15 protein-coding genes are annotated in these 16,205 nt (G+C 71.8%); 9 read left to right on the forward strand and 6 right to left on the reverse strand.

Translation table 11 applies throughout. The features are described from left to right. Positions 1-103 precede the first annotated feature (103 nt). The 3 genes from AC07A4_RS04510 to AC07A4_RS04520 all read right to left on the reverse strand — a co-directional run bounded on the left by AC07A4_RS04510 (position 104) and on the right by AC07A4_RS04520 (position 2,985). Positions 104-2,014, reverse strand: a complete 1,911-nt coding sequence (locus tag AC07A4_RS04510; protein WP_478592706.1) for an aKG-HExxH-type peptide beta-hydroxylase — start codon at positions 2,012-2,014, stop codon at positions 104-106. Then, a complete protein-coding gene (locus AC07A4_RS04515) occupies positions 2,011-2,229 on the reverse strand; it encodes a hypothetical protein (RefSeq protein WP_478592709.1) in 219 nt (72 codons plus the stop codon). Before AC07A4_RS04515 ends, AC07A4_RS04510 begins: the two co-directional genes overlap by 4 nt. 159 nt (positions 2,230-2,388) lie before the next feature. Next, the gene (locus tag AC07A4_RS04520) at positions 2,389-2,985 is read right to left on the reverse strand and encodes a TIGR03086 family metal-binding protein (RefSeq protein ID WP_478592711.1); all 597 of its coding nucleotides are present in this window, start codon (positions 2,983-2,985) and stop codon (positions 2,389-2,391) included. A gap of 127 nt (positions 2,986-3,112) precedes the next feature. Here AC07A4_RS04520 and AC07A4_RS04525 point away from each other — a divergent pair, with 127 nt between their 5' ends. From AC07A4_RS04525 to AC07A4_RS04540, 4 genes are all read left to right on the forward strand, one after another. After that, complete coding sequence (locus AC07A4_RS04525; protein ID WP_478592713.1) at positions 3,113-3,934, forward strand: DUF6597 domain-containing transcriptional factor; 822 nt, start codon at positions 3,113-3,115, stop codon at positions 3,932-3,934. A gap of 95 nt (positions 3,935-4,029) precedes the next feature. After that, a complete protein-coding gene (locus AC07A4_RS04530; RefSeq protein ID WP_478592715.1) occupies positions 4,030-4,809 on the forward strand; it encodes an SDR family NAD(P)-dependent oxidoreductase in 780 nt (259 codons plus the stop codon). Next, the gene (locus AC07A4_RS04535; RefSeq protein ID WP_478592718.1) at positions 4,806-5,015 is read left to right on the forward strand and encodes a hypothetical protein; all 210 of its coding nucleotides are present in this window, start codon (positions 4,806-4,808) and stop codon (positions 5,013-5,015) included. Before AC07A4_RS04530 ends, AC07A4_RS04535 begins: the two co-directional genes overlap by 4 nt. 220 nt (positions 5,016-5,235) lie before the next feature. Continuing rightward, the gene (locus tag AC07A4_RS04540) at positions 5,236-6,030 is read left to right on the forward strand and encodes an LAGLIDADG family homing endonuclease (protein WP_478592720.1); all 795 of its coding nucleotides are present in this window, start codon (positions 5,236-5,238) and stop codon (positions 6,028-6,030) included. A 44-nt stretch (positions 6,031-6,074) separates the two neighbouring features. Here AC07A4_RS04540 and AC07A4_RS04545 read toward each other — a convergent pair whose 3' ends face one another. Continuing rightward, entirely contained in the window at positions 6,075-7,268 is a 1,194-nt protein-coding gene (locus AC07A4_RS04545) for an RtcB family protein (protein ID WP_478592722.1), read from the reverse strand. 202 nt (positions 7,269-7,470) lie between these two features. Here AC07A4_RS04545 and AC07A4_RS04550 point away from each other — a divergent pair, with 202 nt between their 5' ends. The 4 genes from AC07A4_RS04550 (at position 7,471) to AC07A4_RS04565 (ending at position 11,867) form a co-directional block, all read left to right on the forward strand. Then, complete coding sequence (locus tag AC07A4_RS04550) at positions 7,471-8,478, forward strand: DUF3558 domain-containing protein (RefSeq protein WP_478592724.1); 1,008 nt, start codon at positions 7,471-7,473, stop codon at positions 8,476-8,478. A gap of 135 nt (positions 8,479-8,613) precedes the next feature. Then, a complete protein-coding gene (locus tag AC07A4_RS04555; protein ID WP_478592726.1) occupies positions 8,614-9,555 on the forward strand; it encodes a DUF3558 domain-containing protein in 942 nt (313 codons plus the stop codon). Positions 9,556-9,729: 174 nt separating this feature from the next. Further along, positions 9,730-11,238 (forward strand): DUF2637 domain-containing protein, encoded by a 1,509-nt coding sequence (locus tag AC07A4_RS04560; protein ID WP_478592729.1) that lies wholly within the window; start codon positions 9,730-9,732, stop codon positions 11,236-11,238. 86 nt (positions 11,239-11,324) lie between these two features. Then, positions 11,325-11,867: a hypothetical protein gene (locus AC07A4_RS04565; RefSeq protein ID WP_478592732.1), complete on the forward strand. Its 543-nt coding sequence runs from the start codon at positions 11,325-11,327 to the stop codon at positions 11,865-11,867. Between the two features lie 114 nt (positions 11,868-11,981). Here the strand turns inward: AC07A4_RS04565 and AC07A4_RS04570 are convergent, their stop codons facing one another. Next, the gene (locus tag AC07A4_RS04570; RefSeq protein WP_478592735.1) at positions 11,982-12,185 is read right to left on the reverse strand and encodes a hypothetical protein; all 204 of its coding nucleotides are present in this window, start codon (positions 12,183-12,185) and stop codon (positions 11,982-11,984) included. Between the two features lie 159 nt (positions 12,186-12,344). Beyond that, the gene (gene lysS / locus AC07A4_RS04575; protein ID WP_478592738.1) at positions 12,345-14,123 is read right to left on the reverse strand and encodes a lysine--tRNA ligase; all 1,779 of its coding nucleotides are present in this window, start codon (positions 14,121-14,123) and stop codon (positions 12,345-12,347) included. A 303-nt stretch (positions 14,124-14,426) separates the two neighbouring features. On the opposite strand from lysS, the gene argS reads away from it, so the two are divergent. Next, the gene (gene argS / locus AC07A4_RS04580; protein WP_478592953.1) at positions 14,427-16,184 is read left to right on the forward strand and encodes an arginine--tRNA ligase; all 1,758 of its coding nucleotides are present in this window, start codon (positions 14,427-14,429) and stop codon (positions 16,182-16,184) included. The last annotated feature ends 21 nt before the right edge of the window (positions 16,185-16,205 follow it).

The following is a 16,205-nucleotide window of genomic DNA, read 5'->3' on the forward strand; positions in this document are numbered from 1 at the left end:
GACCTCGCGCTGGTCTCGCTCTGATCTCGTTCTGAACGTCCCGGTCGCGGTGTGCGCCGTCCGGTCCGGCCAGGCGGTGCCCGCCCGGCCGGACGCGGTGCCGTCAGCCGGACCCGCCGAGCCAGGCCGCCAGCTCCAGCGGGGGCGGCGGACAGGCCCCGGCGTCCGCCACCGCCCGCCGCACCGCCGCCACCGCCTCCGGCCGGTCGAGCAGCAGCTCGGCCGCCGCCGAGCGGTCCGGCGCGGCCAGCGCGGCCCCGATCCAGGCCTCCACGCCGTCCGGGTCCCCCGCGGCCCACTCCGCGTAACGGCGCGCGGCCTCCTCCGCGTCGCCCGCGACCGCCGCGCACTCCGCCGCGAGAGCCACGTCCCCCTCCGCCACGGCCCCGCTCCGGCACCCGGCGAAGTCCTCCGGAGCCGCCAGATACAACCGGGCCACGTGCCCGAACACATGCGTGCGCAACGCGCCCGGGCGCGGCCGCAGCCGGTACGACGGCAGCGCCGGAGCGCCCCGCCCCGCCAGCCAGGCCGCCGCGCACCGCCGCACCTGCGCGCCGTCCGCCTCCCGGTGCCGCGCCCGCCACACCACCCGCCGCAACGCCCCGTAGTGCGCGGCGAGCCGGGCGGCCCCGGGCGCGACCTCGTCCTCGCGCCAGCCCTCGGCGACCGCCTCGACCTCCTGGACGAACAAACGCCCCGGCGGCGTCAGTTCACCGCCCGCGAGCAGCGCCGCCACGGCCTCCCGCACCTGCTCCCGGAGCACCGCGAACTCGAAGTCGGCACGCCGAGCCTCCGCCCCCGCGACGAACCCCCGGTGCGTACGCCAGAACCGCGCCACCCCCGAGAACGCGAACACGCCGTGCAAGGTGCCGTACGCCGGACGGGGATCGCTGCGCCACGGCGCGAAGTAGAGCCGCCGCGCGCCCCCCTCGACGGCGCGCACCAGGGGGACGAGGACGAGCAGGGCGTTCAGCTGCTGGTGCCGCGTCTCGTGCACCAGCGCCGCCGCCAACTGCACCTCGTCGTACGGCAGCGACAGCGTCACCGCGCCGAAGGAGTCCGCCGACGAGGAGCTGGCCACCGGGCCGCGCACGGGCACGTCGAAGCCGCGCGGCACGAGCACCCGAAGCAGCGACGAAAGGGCGAGGGCGTCCACCGGGCACTCACGGGCCAGCAGCACACAGGCGGCGGCGACCCGGCGGTGCCACAGCCGCGCCCAGCGCCCGCTGATCCGCGCGGGGGCGCGCGGCGAGACCTGGAAGTCACGGTAGGGGGTGACGGTGTCCAGGCGGAGGGCGGCTGGCGGGTTCGGGTGCGGGGCGGCTGCCGCGTCCGGGCGCGGGGTCGCCGCCGCTTCCGGGTGCGGGCCCGGGGTCGCCGCCGCGTCCAGGCGGGGGGCGGCCGCCCCCCGCCCCTCCTCCCAAAGCACCGGCAGCGGATGCCAGCCCGGGGCCCGGTCCCGCAGGGCGCGTGGCAGCCGGACCCGCGCGCTCTCGCCCCGTACGACCGTGGCGCCGTCCGCCACGCGGATCTCGGCCTCGCTCCAGCGGCGCGACGACACCCGGCCCGCGACCCCGGCCCCCGGCACCCACACCATGCCCCGGTGCGCGGGCACCCGTACGGTCGCGGGGACGCCCGCGCGCAGCGCCGCCGCCGCGGCCACGGCCTGGAACTGGGCGACGTCCGCCCACAGCGGCGCCGGGCGCGCGACCGGCGGCACCGCACCGCTCAGCCGGCGCAGCAGCCGCACCGCCCAGGCCATCACGGCCGGATCCGCGAGCACCCCGTCGACGGCCGCGGCGTCGCGCCGGTGCGCGGTGGCCAGCAGCTGCCAGGCCGCGTCGGCCGCCGCCCCGGCGCCACCGTGGTCGACCAGGGACCTCAGCACCAGCAGCAGCCTGCTGCGCTGGGCGGAGCGCAGCAGCAGCAGCTCCGGCACCCGCGCCTCACCCGCGGCGATGGACCGCAACGACTCCTCGGTGAGCCGATACGGGTCAAGCCGCGCCCCGATCACCGCCGCGGCCTCGCCCGGGAGCCGCGCAGCAACTCCATTTCCTCGCTGTTCTGCTCGTCCAGCGTCGCGGCGGACACGCTCGCCTGGCTCCGCACCCGGCTCAGGGCCCGCCGCAGCGCCGGGTCGCCCCCGGTGTGCAGCTCCGCCAAGGACATCAAGGAGACCCCGGACAGATCAACCAAGTCGGAACAGAAGTCCTTCCCAGACTTCGCCATACCGTGGTTCCCCCTGACGTGACGGTTCCGCGACTCAGAATCCGCTTCCATGGTGGCTGCCATGACACGCCAGCGGAAGACTGACGCTGGTCATCCCCTCACACCAACACCGCGTGGAATACGGTTACTTGCCACGGCGCCGCCGGGCGCCCACCGGTGTCACCCCCAGCCGGGGTCCCGCCCCGTCGAGGCGAGCAGCCGCTCAAGACCGGAAGCGGCATCGCCCACCGGCACCGGATCGCCGAACATGCCCATGGAGCGCGCCATCGGCGCCATCTCGGCGACGGCCTCGCGCAGAACGCCGAGGACACGCTCGTCCCCGTCCCCGTACTCCTGGCCCGTCGCCCGCGCCAGATCCCACGCGTGCACGGTCAGGTCGAGCAGCACCATCGCGCCGACCGTGGCCGCCGGGAGGTCCATCGCACCCGTCGTGCCCTCGTCGGCACCCGGCGCCGACCACGCGTCCACGAGCCGGTCCGCCTCCCCGGCGAACCGCTCGCGCCAGTCCGCGCCCCCGCCCACGTAGTCGGGCGTGACCGCGAAGTCGGCGCCCTCCTTCGCGGCCAGCGCCTGAAACTGCACCACCACGTGGAAAAGGTGGTTCACCAGGTCCTTCACGTCGTACTCGGCACACGGCGTACGGTCCGCGAGCCGACCGTCACCGATGCCCCTGACCACCGGGACGGCCCGCCCCGCCGCGACGGCGAGCAGATCACCGAGCTTCTGGTTCGTGTTCGTGTTCGTGTTCGTGTCCATGAACCGACCGTACGAAGACAGCGGGCACCCTGCCTTGAAGAAACACGACACCCCAGAGGCAACGGCCCACCGCACCCCGGCCCTGTCGCTCCCCGGCCCTGTCACACCCCGCGCATACCATCCCGCCATGCCGAACCCCGCGCCCCGCCGCGACACCCGGGGCATCGTCGACGCCGCCGCGCTCCTGCGGCACGTACGGTTCCGCCGCCACCTGCCCGCGCCCCCGCTGCGCCCCTACCTGGAGCACTACTGGCTGATCGACTGGGACCTGCCCGCGCCGTACGTGTCACACGTCGTACCGCACCCTTCCGTCAACGTCGTCTTCCAGCGGCTCGGCGAGGACGAGCCCTTCGGGGAGGTCGCCGGAGTCGGCCTCGGCCTGTTCAGCAAGAAGCTCGAAGGACGCGGACGCGTCTGCGGCGTACAGTTCCGGCCCGGCGGGTTCCGGCCCTTCGCCCCCGAGCACCCGGTGATCGAACTCACCGGCAGGCAGCTCCCCCTCAGCGCCGTCTTCACCACCCCACCCACCCTGCCCGCGTACCCCGCACGGGACGTGACAGGACCCGCCGACGACCACGCGCGCGTGAGCGCGCTCGACGCGCTGCTGCTGCGCCTCGGTCCCGCGCCGGACCCGGGCGCCGACCAGGCCATGGCCCTCGTCGACCGCGTCCGCACCGACCGCACCGTCCGCCGGGTCTCCGCCCTCGCCCGCACGGAAGGCCTCTCCGTGCGCGCGCTGCAGCGCCTGTTCTCGGCGTACGTGGGCGTGGGCCCCAAGTGGGTCATCCTCCGCTACCGCATCCACGAGGCCCTGGAGCGGGCCGAGACCGAGGCCGCCGTGGACTGGGCCGCCCTCGCCGCCGACCTCGGCTACGCCGACCAGGCCCACCTCGTACGGGACTTCACCGCCACCGTGGGAGTTCCCCCGACCGCGTACGCCCCGCACTGACCGGCGGCGCCACGGAGCGGCCCGCGCCGTCCGCCTATCCTGGCTGCCGGAGCCAGCACACCCGTACGAGCCCCGCACCCCAGGGAGCAGCCCCCATGCCGAACGCCGAAGCACCCCGCAAGCCCGGCATCGCCGTCGTCACCGGCGCGAGCGGCGGCATCGGCGCCGCCACCGCGCGCGGCCTCGCGGCCGCCGGGTACCGGGTCGTCCTGACGGCACGCCGCAAGGACCGCGTCGAGGCGCTGGCGGCGGAGCTGACGGACGCGGGCCACAGCGCGACGGCATACGCCCTCGACGTCACCGACCGCGCCGCCGTGGACACCTTCGCCACGGCGTTCCCCCGGCTCGCGGTCCTGGTCAACAACGCGGGCGGCGCGCTCGGCGCCGACCCCGTCGCCACCGGCGACCCCGCCGACTGGCGCCAGATGTACGAGACCAACGTCATCGGCACCCTGAACCTGACGCAGGCCCTCCTCCCCGCCCTCACCGCGAGCGGCGACGGCACGGTGGTCGTGGTCTCCTCGACGGCGGGCCACGCCACGTACGAGGGCGGCGCCGGGTACGTGGCGGCGAAGCACGGGGCCCACGTCCTCGCCGAGACGCTCCGCCTGGAGATCGTCGGCACCCCCGTCCGGGTGATCGAGATCGCCCCCGGCATGGTGAAGACGGAGGGCTTCGCCCGCACCCGCTTCGGCGGCGACGAGGAGAAGGCCGCCAAGGTGTACGCGGGCGTGGCCGAGCCGCTGACCGCCGAGGACGTCGCGGACACGATCACCTGGGCGGTCACCCGGCCCCCGCACGTCAACGTCGACCTCCTGGTCGTCCGCCCCCGCGCCCAGGCCTCCAACACGAAGGTCCACCGGGAACAGCGGTGACCTACCCCGCCGACGACCCCGGCACCCCCGACGGCTCCCCCGACTCCACCGACCCCCTCGACCGCCTCCGCTACGAACAGGAGTCCCGCCGCCTCGCCGAGGAGAAGAAGAACGAACGCATGGTCTGGTGGTACCTGGCGTACTTCCTCTTCGGCATCCACATCGTGGCCTTCGTCATGATCTACGCGGTCTCCCACGCGAAGTAAGCGCCCGCCCCGAGCGGCCCGGCCACCCCACCCAGAACGCGTTCACCTATCCAGGTGAACGCGTTCTATCGCCATGTCCGCTTGGCGTTCGACCTGCCTAGGCTCAGGCCGTCAACATCACCAGACGGCCCCCGGCCGGGCGGCATCCCGAACCGAGGGCCTGACCAAACAGGAAAGGCACTTCCTCATGGCTGCGCACGAGCCTAGCGGGCAGCGCTTCATGGACCTCGAAGTCCCCGCGTACGCGTACATGTTCGGGTTCTTACAGATGGACGGGCACCTGGCCTCTCGGTCGCGGGACAGAGGGCACCTCACGGTGGAGGTCAGCGCCCGGGACATCGAGATCCTGCAGGCGTTCCAGCGCTTGACTCCCTACAAGAGCTCCATCCGCCAGCGGACGCGCTCGACGAACTTCGCCCAGACGCACACATCGGCCATCTGGAGCCTGTGCTCTCTAGAGGCACGCACCACACTCAACGAACTCGGCCTGCCCTACGGCCGCAAGTCCACGCAGATCGCACCACCAAGCGTGGCCTTCTCCCGGCGCGACTACGTCCGAGGTGTCGTCGACGCGGACGGCTCGGTCGGCTTCACCAGCCAAGGCATTCCCTTCGTCTCGCTGACCACGGCGAGTACAGCGATCGCCGAGTTCTTCTGCGACCACACGCGCCAGCTCACAGGCACCGAGCGGACCATCAAGCGCAACGCACGGGACGGCGTCTACAACATCCTCTACGTCACAGAGACGGCGCAGGCGCTGGTAGCGGACCTCTACCACCCCGCCTGCCTCGCTCTCGAACGCAAGCAGGCCTCAGCCATGTCGGTCCTGAACTGGCTGCGCCCGGCGGGCAGTAGACCTCAGCCGCCGCGCATCCGCTGGACGAGTGAGGAGGACAAGACCCTGCTGGCCGCACCGACGCTGGCCGAGGCCGCCGCCGAGCTGGGCTATTCACAAAGCGCCTGTCAGACGCGCCGCTGGAGGCTCCGGAACGGACTGGTTCCACTGCCTGACTGACAGAGGCGGGTGGGGCGGCCACTCAGGCCGCCCCACCGGCCCTGCTAACCCTTCACGCAGACGACCTGCTTCAGCTTCGCCACGACCTCGACGAGGTCACGCTGGCTCTCCATCACCTGCTCGATCGGCTTGTAGGCGGCCGGGATCTCATCCACGACGCCCGAGTCCTTGCGGCACTCCACGCCCCGCGTCTGCTCCTCCAGATCCCGCAGCGAGAAGCGCCGCTTGGCGGCATTGCGGCTCATGCGCCGACCCGCCCCGTGCGACGCGGAGTTGAAGGCCTTCTCGTTGCCGAGGCCCTTCACGATGTACGTCGCCGTGCCCATGGAACCTGGGATGATGCCGAGGTCACCGGAGCTCGCCCGGATGGCCCCCTTGCGCGTGACCAGCAGGTCCATGCCGTCGTACCGCTCCTCCGCCACGTAGTTGTGGTGGCAGGAGATCTCCGGCTCGAAGGTCGGCCTGGCCTTCTTGAACTCTTTGCGGACGACGTCCTTCAGGAGCGCCATCATGATCGAGCGGTTGTACTTCGCGTACTCCTGCGCCCAGTAGAGGTCGTTCCTGTACGCCGCCATCTGCGGGGTGTCCGAGACGAAGACCGCCAGGTCGCGGTCGACCAGACCCTGATTGTGCGGGAGCCGCTGGGCGACGCCGATGTGGTGCTCGGCGAGTTCCTTGCCGATGTTGCGGGACCCGGAGTGCAGCGTGAGCCAGACCGAACCATCTGAATCAACGGACACTTCAAGATGATGATTGCCGGCTCCGAGCGTCCCCATCTGCTTGACCGCCCGCTCCTCGCGGAACTTCACCGCCTCCGCGACCCCGTCGAACCGCCCCCAGAACCCGTCCCACCCCGCGGTGGCGAAGCCATGGAAGGTGCCCGGGTCCACGGGGGTGTCATGCATCCCCCGGCCCACCGGAATCGCCTGTTCGATCTTCGAGCGGAGGCGGGACAGGTCGCCCGGCAGGTCGTTCGCCGTCAGGGACGTGCGCACCGCCGACATGCCGCAGCCGATGTCGACCCCGACCGCCGCCGGGCACACCGCGTCCTTCATGGCGATCACGGAGCCGACCGTCGCGCCCTTGCCGTAGTGGACGTCCGGCATGACGGCCAGGCCCTTGATCCACGGCAGCGTCGAGACGTTCCGCAGCTGCTGCATCGCGGCGTCCTCGACCGTCGCCGGGTCGGCCCACATCCGTATCGGGACCTGCGCTCCCGGCATCTCCACGTATGACATAACGCCTTCTTTCCCCCGGCTGAAAACAAAAGTTCTGTAGCGCAAATACCGGAGCCAAGGTCAACGAATGGGATAACGGACCGGCGTCCACGGCAGTGCGTGCGATACACATTGTGTCCACCGGCCCCAGGCCGGCGGCAACCCAATAACCAGGCCGGACGGGCCGGGCAACCCCCCGTCCACGTCGAGAGGAGCCAGCACGGTGCAGCGGAGGAAGGTCTACGTACCGGGCGCCGCGGCGCTCCTCGTGGCGCTGCTGGCCGGCTGCTCCGGCGGCTCGGGCGTCGACGACGGCGGCGACGGCAAGTCGGGCGACGCCGACAGTACGAACGCCGTGTCCGAGCCGGGCAAGTACCGGACGCTGCCCGAGCCCTGCGGCGCGGTCGACAGCTCGACGCTCGACTCGATGCTGCCCGGCCTCCAGGAGATCGACGACGCGAGGCAGCGCGAGAAGGCGTACGAGGGCACGGCCACGGTCACGTACGACACCGACCGGCGTGTGGGCTGCCGCTGGAAGGTGGAGTCGGCGGACGCCACGCACCATCTGCTCGTCGACTTCGAGCGCGTGGTGTCGTACGACGGGACGGTCAGCGATGACGCCCGCGCGCAGGAGGTGTACCGGGCGAAGCTGACGGAAGCGGGCATTCCGGAGCCTGTGGAGTCGGAGGAGCCCGAGGAGTCGGGAGAGTCTGGGGAGTCCGGGGACGAGGGGGACGAGGGGGGCTCAGGCAAGCCCGGGAAGTCCGGGAAGCCCGAGGAGGGCACGCCCAAGGCCTCTGACGACGGCGACAGCGACGGCACGGAGGCCGCCGCCAAGCCGCAGGGCGGCGCCTCCGCGCAGGCCGCGCGCCAGGGGAAGGCCAAGAAGGGGGACGGCGCCGGGCCCGAGGAGAGCGCCGTCGGGCCCGAGGAGAGCGCCGGTTCCGATGACGCCACGGGCACCGCCGACGCCGAGGCGACCCCCGCGGGCCTCGAACCCCGCACCCTGGACGACCTCGGCGACGAGGCCTTCGTCAACGACGCGCTCGCCACCGCCGCCTCGGCCAGCAGGCACCGCACCGTGACTGTGGTGTTCCGCACGTCGAACGTGATCGTCACCGTCGAGTACGACGAGCAGCCCGCCCGCCGCACCGAGGTCCCCGACTCCAAGGAAATGCAGGACAACGCGCGCGAACTGGCGGAAAAGCTCGCCGACCGCTTCGACGGCTGACGGCTCCCGAAGGCCCGTACCGGCTCCCGGGAAGCCGGGTCACCCGCGTCGCTCACCGCGTACGGTGGCCCAACGGACCCCGTGGTCCACGCACACCCGGCACGGACGCCACGAGCGAACACGAGTGAAGGAACCATGCACCGACCCGCACAGCGACAGCGACAGCGACTCACCCGCGTTCTTGTGGGCGCGGCAGCCGCACCGGTGATCCTCTTCGCCTCCGCCTGCAGCGGGGACGACTCCGGCTCCGGCTCGGACGACGCCAAGAAGGACGCGGGCTCCAAGCCCTCCGCCTCGGCGTCGGCGGGCTCCGGCGGCGAGGCGGCGACGGTCGAGAAGGCCGTGTTCGCCAAGCTTCCCGAGCCGTGCAAGACGGTCACGAAGAAGACGCTGGACGACCTGGTCCCGGCCGCCAAGGACAAGGCGGGCAAGACGGGCACGTCGGACGATGTGTCCACGCGCGGCAACTGCACCTGGGAGAGCCTCGACGACAACGGCGTCGACGGCTCCCAGTTCCGCTGGCTGCGGGTCTCCCTGAACCGCTTCGAGTCCGACTCGTCCCTGGGCAGCGGCGAGAAGCGGGCGCGGACGAACTTCGCCAAGCAGGTCTCGGACGCGCAGGCCGTCAAGGGCGCGCACGGCGTCAAGACCACGCCGGTGCCGGGCACGGGCGACCAGGCGACGCTGGTCAGCTACGGCGTGAAGAAGGACAAGGAGAACTTCCGGCAGCAGACGCTGGTGGCGCGCGTGGAGAACGCCGTCGTCACCGTCGACTACAACGGCGCCGGTCTCGCGGGCGACGAGCAGCCGGACGCCGCCGCCCTCGGCAAGGACACGCAGAAGGCCGCGAAGGAGGCCGTCGCGGCGGTCACCGCGGCGAACAAGGCGGGCGGCGCGCCGACTTCGGACAAGTCGAAGGGCGGCTCCGGAGACGGCACGAAGGGCGACGCCAAGGACGGCTCCAAGGACGGCTCCAAGGACGGCTCCAAGGGCTCCGGCGGCGGCGCGAAGGGCGGCTCCGGCGACGAGGGCACGGGCTCCGCGCTGAACGGCGACAAGCCCAAGGCGAAGAGCTAACCCCGCCCGAGCGACCCGCTCCCAGCCCCAACTCACGCCTCCCACCAGCGATTTGAGGAGCCCGGCCGCCCGCGCGGCCGGGCTCCTGCCGTACCGGCCCACGCCCGTACGCACACATGTGCCAGGCTGTCGCTCGCAACACATGGCCTAGGGAGGGGTTCGCGGGTGGCCGCGATGCAGCTGACACGGACGCACCGGATACTCGTCGGCGTCGTCATCTTCGGTGCGCTCATCATCGCCGGGATCGGCTTCGCCGGATCGTACGCGGCCGTGCGCGAGCTCGCCGAGAAGAAGGGCTTCGGCGACTTCTCGGTGGTGTTCCCCATCGGCATCGACGCGGGCATCTGCGTCCTGCTGGCGCTCGACCTGCTCCTGACGTGGATCCGCATCCCGTTCCCGCTGCTTCGCCAGACGGCGTGGCTCCTCACGGCGGCGACGATCGCGTTCAACGGCGCGGCGGCCTGGCCCGATCCGCTGGGCGTGGGCATGCACGCCGTGATCCCGGTCCTGTTCGTCGTCGCCGTCGAGGCGGCGCGGCACGCGATCGGCCGGATCGCGGACATCACGGCCGACAAGCACATGGAGGGCGTGCGCATGACGCGCTGGCTGCTCTCCCCCGTGCCGACGTTCCTGCTGTGGCGGCGCATGAAGCTGTGGGAGCTGCGCTCCTACGACCAGGTCATCAAGCTGGAGCAGGAGCGCCTCGTCTACCAGGCCCGCCTCCACTCCCGCTTCGGCCGCCGCTGGCGCAGCAAGGCCCCCGTGGAGTCCCTGATGCCCCTGCGCCTGGCCCGCTACGGCGTGCCCCTCACCGAAACGGCCCCGGCGGGCCTGGCGGCCGCGGGCATCGAACCGCCGGTCCTTCCCCCGGCCCAGACCGTCGCCCAGCAGCCGGTCCAGGCGCCCTCCGAGCAGCCGGAGCTGACGGCGGCCCCCGCGCCGGAGCCCGTCACCGCCCAGGCCACTCCGGCCCCGGAGCCCGCCGCCGAGGCCGCGCCCGCGCCCACGCCCGTGCCCCTGCGCAAGGCCGAGCCCGAGGCCCCCGCCCCGGAGCCCGCTCCCGTCAACCACGCCAGCCCGTGGTTCGCGAGCCAGCAGGCGCCGCACCCGCAGCAGCAGGGCCAGGACCAGGTGTCGTACGCCCCGGAGGCGCCGTACGACGAGTGGTACGAGGAACAGCAGGCCCACGAGGCCTTCGCGGACCAGCAGGCGTACGAGGCCTTCGAACAGCAGCGGGCCTACGAAGAGCAGGCACAGGCACAGCAGTACGCGCAGCAGGCCGACGCCCCCTCGGAGCTGGGGCCCGAGTTCCGCGTCCCGTCAGGCCCGGGCCGTACCCGCCCGCTGGCCAACGGCCACCTCATCCCGAACCCCCGCGAGGAGCACACCCCGGCGCAGTCCCCCGCCGAGGAGGCGGAGCCACTGCCCGAGCCCGCCGACAGCGGCCCCGGACTGCCGGACGACATGAGCCGCGAGGACGCGTACTTCACCGCGTTCCGCAAGTACGTGAGCGAGATGGGCGACTACCCGAACGCCCGCCAGCTGGGCCTCTACCTGATGGACCTCTACGGCGTCACCGGCCAGACGGGCGGCCCGCTCGCGGAGAGCACCCTCAGGCCCTACGTGAAGAGCTTCCGCGACCGCTACCAGCAGGACCTGGACGCCGAAGAACACATCGCGTAGAAGGTCCCGCTGGCCACGCCCGCGTCATCCAGCGCAACCCATAAGGTGCATGCATGCACATACGGCCTACCCTTCGTCTCTGCCTCGTGACCGCCGCCACGGCCGGTCTCCTGGTCGGCTGCGCGGACGAAGACGGCAGCCGCGACGAACGGCGTGAGCAGAAGCCCGCAGCGCAGCCGTCCGCATCCCACTCCAGCCAAGACACGTCAAGCGGAAACGCCCGGGCCTGGGAACCAGACGATGCCCTGCAGCGGGCGGAGCGGGCCTTGGACGCCTACGACGGCGACGGCACCAACCCCAAGCTCGTCGACACGGACACCTCGTACATCGCAGACCGCCTGACCAAGACCTACAAGGCGCCCGGCGACAGGCCCTACCGCCTCGACATCACCTGCGACACCGACGGCGTCGACGAACTCACCCTCACCCTGACACGCGGCGACGAAGAACAGCCCTACGGCATCGGGTGCGGAGACCCCGAAGCCGACCAGTTCACCATCCCTCCAGGGAAGCCCTTCAAGATCAGCGCTGAACCGGTGAAGGACGGCACCGGCCTGTTCCTTTGGCGCCTGAACACCATCGCCCCAGACGCTGTCGAGGGATGCGAGGACGACATCAAGGCCTGCTAGCAGGCTTCGGACGGCGCGCACGGAGAGTCACACCTCAGACAGCATCAGCGTGTGACACTCCGTTACCGACGGACCGTCCATCACCGTCAACGCGTTACGCAAGCACGTGAGGCGCTAGCGGCGGACCCTGGCCTTGCCGCGCTCGCCGACGACCGCGAGGGCGACGCCGAGGGCGAGGAGCACGGCGTAGCCCGCCGTGGGGACGTCCCACCACTTGTGGATGAGGCCCCAGGAGCCGTTGCCGAAGAGGTTTCCGGCGAGGCCGAGGGCGCCTTGGATGCCGACGACCCAGCCGACGATGGCGGCGATTTCTCTCATGTCTCCAGGTTCGCGCCCGCCCGGGGGCGGATCGTCGTCCCCGGGTCGGAACCCCGGCTAGCCCGAACGATGCAGTGCGCGCGAAACGCGGAACGCGGACCGCCCTCCCGCCCGCGGGGTGCGCGGGCGGGAGGGCGGTCCGGGGCGGTGGGGCCGGGGTCAGGCGCCGAGGAGCTTGCGCACGCGGTCCGCGCCGACGGCGAGCAGCAGCGTGGGCAGGCGGGGGCCGGTCTCGCGGGTCACCAGGAGCCGGTACAGGAGCGCGAAGAACGAGCGCTGGGCGACCTTGAGCTCCGGCGTCGGCTTGGCGTCGGGGCTGAGGCCCGCCATGACCTTCGGAACGCCGTAGACGAGCGTGGTGAGGCCGTCGAGGGACCAGTGGGTGTCCAGGCCCTCCAGGAGCAGGCGCAGCGATTCGCGGCCCTGGTCGTCGAGGGTCGAAAGGAGCTCCGTGTCCGGTTCGGCGCGCACGATGGTGCGGGCGTCGGCGGGCACGTACGTGCTGATCCAGTTCTCGGCGCGGTCCAGGCGCGGCCGCACCTCGTCGAGGCCGCCCAGCGGGTTCGCCGGGTCGAGCTCGCTGAGGATGCGCAGGGTCTGGTCCTCGGCACCGGCGGTGATGTCCGCGACGGACGCGAGGGTCCGGTACGGCATGACGCGCGGGGTGCTCGGGAGCTCTCCGGCGGCGGTGCGCACGGCGCGGGAGTGGGCGGCGGCGTCGGCGGGCAGGGCGCTGCCGTCGGCGACCTTGGCCACCAGCTTGTCCCACTCGTCGTAGAGCCGCTGGATCTCCTGGTCGAAGGCGATCTTGAAGGACTGGTTGGGCCTGCGGCGGGCGTACAGCCAGCGCAGGAGCGGCGCCTCCATGATCTTCAGCGCGTCGGCCGGGGTGGGCACGCCGCCGCGCGACGACGACATCTTGGCCATGCCGCTGATGCCGACGAAGGCGTACATCGGGCCGATCGGCTGGACGCCGTCGAAGATCTGCCGCACGATCTGGCCGCCGACGACGAACGACGAGCCCGGGGAGGAGTGGTCCACTCCGCTGGGCTCGAAGATCACGCCTTCGTAGGCCCAGCGCATGGGCCAGTCGACCTTCCAGACCAGCTTGCCGCGGTTGAACTCGCTCAGCCGCACGGTCTCGCCGAAGCCGCACGCCGCGCAGACGTAGGCCAGCTCGGTGGTCTCGTCGTCGTACGAGGTGACGGTGGTCAGGTCCTTCTCGCACTGGCCGCAGTAGGGCTTGTACGGGAAGTAGCCGGCGGAGCCGCCGCTGCCGTCGTCCTCGCTGGCGGCGCCGGAGCCCTCGGCGGCCTCCAGCTCGGCCTCGTCCACGGGCTTCTGCTGCTGCTTGCCCTTGCCCTTCGGCTGGCCGGTGGCCTTGTCCTTGGTGCGGTACTGGTCGAGGATCGCGTCGATGTCGGCGCGGTGCCGCATCGCGTGCAGGATCTGCTCGCGGTAGGTGCCGGAGGTGTACTGCTCGGTCTGGCTGATCCCGTCGAACTCCACGCCGAGATCGCCGAGCGCGGCGATCATCGCGGCCTTGAAGTGCTCGGCCCAGTTCGCGTACGCGGACCCGGCGGGCGCGGGCACGGACGTCAGGGGCTTGCCGATGTGCTCGGCCCAGGTCTCGTCGACGCCGGGGACGCCCGCGGGGACCTTGCGGTACCGGTCGTAGTCGTCCCAGGAGATCAGGTGCCTGACCTCGTACCCGCGGCGGCGGATCTCGTCCGCGACCAGGTGCGGGGTCATGACCTCGCGCAGGTTGCCCAGGTGGATGGGGCCCGACGGGGAGAGGCCCGAGGCGACGACGACCGCGGGACCGGTGGCGCCGGAGTCTTTCGCGGCCGGGGCACGACGCTCCGACTCGGCGATGACCTCATCCGCGTAGCGGGAGACCCAGTCGGTGGTATCGCTGCTCTGAGCCACGATCGGCACGCCCTTCTTTCTTCACTGCCTGTCTGGACCGCCCCATTCTCCCAGGTCCTCCAGAAACCACGAAAACGCGTTTCGCTGGCGGCAAGCGCGGATTCAGCCCGTCCGGCGTTTGAGGACGAGGCGCGAAGCGCCAATGCGGTTAAGCGGGGGAACGGGGGCAGCCGCCCCCGGAGCGGGAAGGGGCGGGCCTGGGGCGCCCCGCGAGGGCCCGTGCCCCCGGCCCGCGGACGCGAAACCCGCTGGACACCCCGTGGAATACTGACCGTGTCTATCCACACCCTCAAGGAGAACGGCACCCACTCCATGGCCTCGGTCCAGTCCCTCACCGCCACCGTCCACCAGCGCCTCGCGGACGCCCTCTCGGCAGCCCTGCCGGAGGCACCCCCCGCCGACCCGCTGCTGCGACGCAGCGACAGGGCCGACTTCCAGGCCAACGGCATCCTCGCCCTGGCCAAGAAGCAGCAGGCCAACCCGCGCGACCTGGCGGTGCAGGTCGTCGAGGCGATCGACGCCCCGGAGCTCCTGAAGGACGTCGAGGTCTCCGGTCCGGGCTTTCTGAACATCACGGTCACGGACCAGGCGATCACAAGCACGCTGGCGGCCCGCGCCGCCGACGGCGACCGCCTCGGCGTGCCGCTGAAGGCGAAGCCGGGCGTCACGGTCATCGACTACGCCCAGCCGAACGTGGCGAAGGAGATGCACGTCGGCCATCTGCGGTCGGCGGTCATCGGTGACGCGCTGCGCGGGATGCTCGACTTCACGGGCGAGCGGACGATCGGCCGCCACCACATCGGCGACTGGGGCACCCAGTTCGGCATGCTCATCCAGTACCTGATCGAGAACCCCGAGGAACTCTCCGGGGAGACCGACACGGACGGCCAGCAGGCCATGTCGAACCTGAACCGGGTGTACAAGGCCTCGCGCGCGGTCTTCGACGCGGACGAGGCGTTCAAGGAGCGGGCCCGCAAGCGGGTCGTCGCCCTGCAGTCCGGCGACAAGGAGACCCTCGACCTGTGGCAGCGGTTCGTCGACGAGTCGAAGGTCTACTTCTACTCGGTCTTCGAGAAGCTGGACATGGAGGTCCGCGACGAGGAGATCGTCGGCGAGTCGGCGTACAACGACCTGATGCCGGAGACCGCCCGCCTCCTGGAGGAGTCCGGTGTCGCGGTCCGCTCCGAGGGCGCGCTCGTCGTGTTCTTCGACGACATCAAGGGCAAGGACGACAAGCCGGTCCCGCTGATCGTGCAGAAGGCGGACGGCGGCTTCGGCTACGCGGCCTCCGACCTGTCCTCGATCCGCGACCGCGTCTTCGGCCTCGACGCGACGACGCTCCTGTACGTGGTGGACGTGCGGCAGTCGCTGCACTTCAAGATGGTCTTCGAGACGGCCCGGCGCATGGGCTGGCTGAACGACGACGTCACCGCGCACAACATGGGCTACGGCACGGTGCTCGGCGCGGACGGCAAGCCGTTCAAGACCCGTGCGGGTGAAACCGTGCGCCTGGAGGACCTCCTCGACGAGGCGACGCAGCGCGCCGCCGAGGTCGTGCGCGAGAAGGCGCGGGACCTCACCGAGGCCGAGATCCAGGAGCGGGCCGCGCAGGTCGGCATCGGCGCGGTGAAGTACGCGGACCTGTCCACGTCGCCGAACCGGGACTACAAGTTCGACCTCGACCAGATGGTCTCGCTCAACGGCGACACGTCCGTCTACCTCCAGTACGCGTACGCCCGCATCCAGTCGATCCTGCGCAAGGCGGGCGACGCCAAGCCGATCGCGCACCCGGAGCTGGCCCTGTCCCCCGCGGAGCGCGCCCTCGGCCTGCACCTGGACGCGTTCGGCGACACGGTCTTCGAGGCGGCGGCGGAGTACGCCCCGCACAAGCTGGCCGCGTACCTCTACCAGCTCGCGTCCCTGTACACGACGTTCTACGACAAGTGCCCGGTCCTGAAGGCGGACACCCCGGCCGAGGTCGAGAACCGCCTGTTCCTCTGCGACCTGACGGCCCGCACCCTCCACCAGGGCATGGCCCTCCTCGGCATCAGGACGCCCGAGCGGCTCTGAATCTCCGCGTACGCGGAGACC

It is taken from the genome of Streptomyces sp. NPDC043996, from assembly GCF_056435225.1.

Bases quoted from the DNA above. Each gene is read 5' to 3' on its own strand.
- AC07A4_RS04555 (WP_478592726.1), top strand. From the start codon at position 8,614: ATGCACCGACCCGCACAGCGACAGCGACAGCGACTCACCCGCGTTCTT.
- AC07A4_RS04540 (WP_478592720.1), top strand. From the start codon at position 5,236: ATGGACCTCGAAGTCCCCGCGTACGCGTACATGTTCGGGTTCTTACAG.
- AC07A4_RS04570 (WP_478592735.1), bottom strand. From the start codon at position 12,185: ATGAGAGAAATCGCCGCCATCGTCGGCTGGGTCGTCGGCATCCAAGGC.
- argS (WP_478592953.1), top strand. From the start codon at position 14,427: ATGGCCTCGGTCCAGTCCCTCACCGCCACCGTCCACCAGCGCCTCGCG.
- AC07A4_RS04525 (WP_478592713.1), top strand. From the start codon at position 3,113: ATGCCGAACCCCGCGCCCCGCCGCGACACCCGGGGCATCGTCGACGCC.
- AC07A4_RS04545 (WP_478592722.1), bottom strand. From the start codon at position 7,268: ATGTCATACGTGGAGATGCCGGGAGCGCAGGTCCCGATACGGATGTGG.
- AC07A4_RS04560 (WP_478592729.1), top strand. From the start codon at position 9,730: ATGCAGCTGACACGGACGCACCGGATACTCGTCGGCGTCGTCATCTTC.
- AC07A4_RS04530 (WP_478592715.1), top strand. From the start codon at position 4,030: ATGCCGAACGCCGAAGCACCCCGCAAGCCCGGCATCGCCGTCGTCACC.
- AC07A4_RS04520 (WP_478592711.1), bottom strand. From the start codon at position 2,985: ATGGACACGAACACGAACACGAACACGAACCAGAAGCTCGGTGATCTG.
- AC07A4_RS04515 (WP_478592709.1), bottom strand. From the start codon at position 2,229: ATGGCGAAGTCTGGGAAGGACTTCTGTTCCGACTTGGTTGATCTGTCC.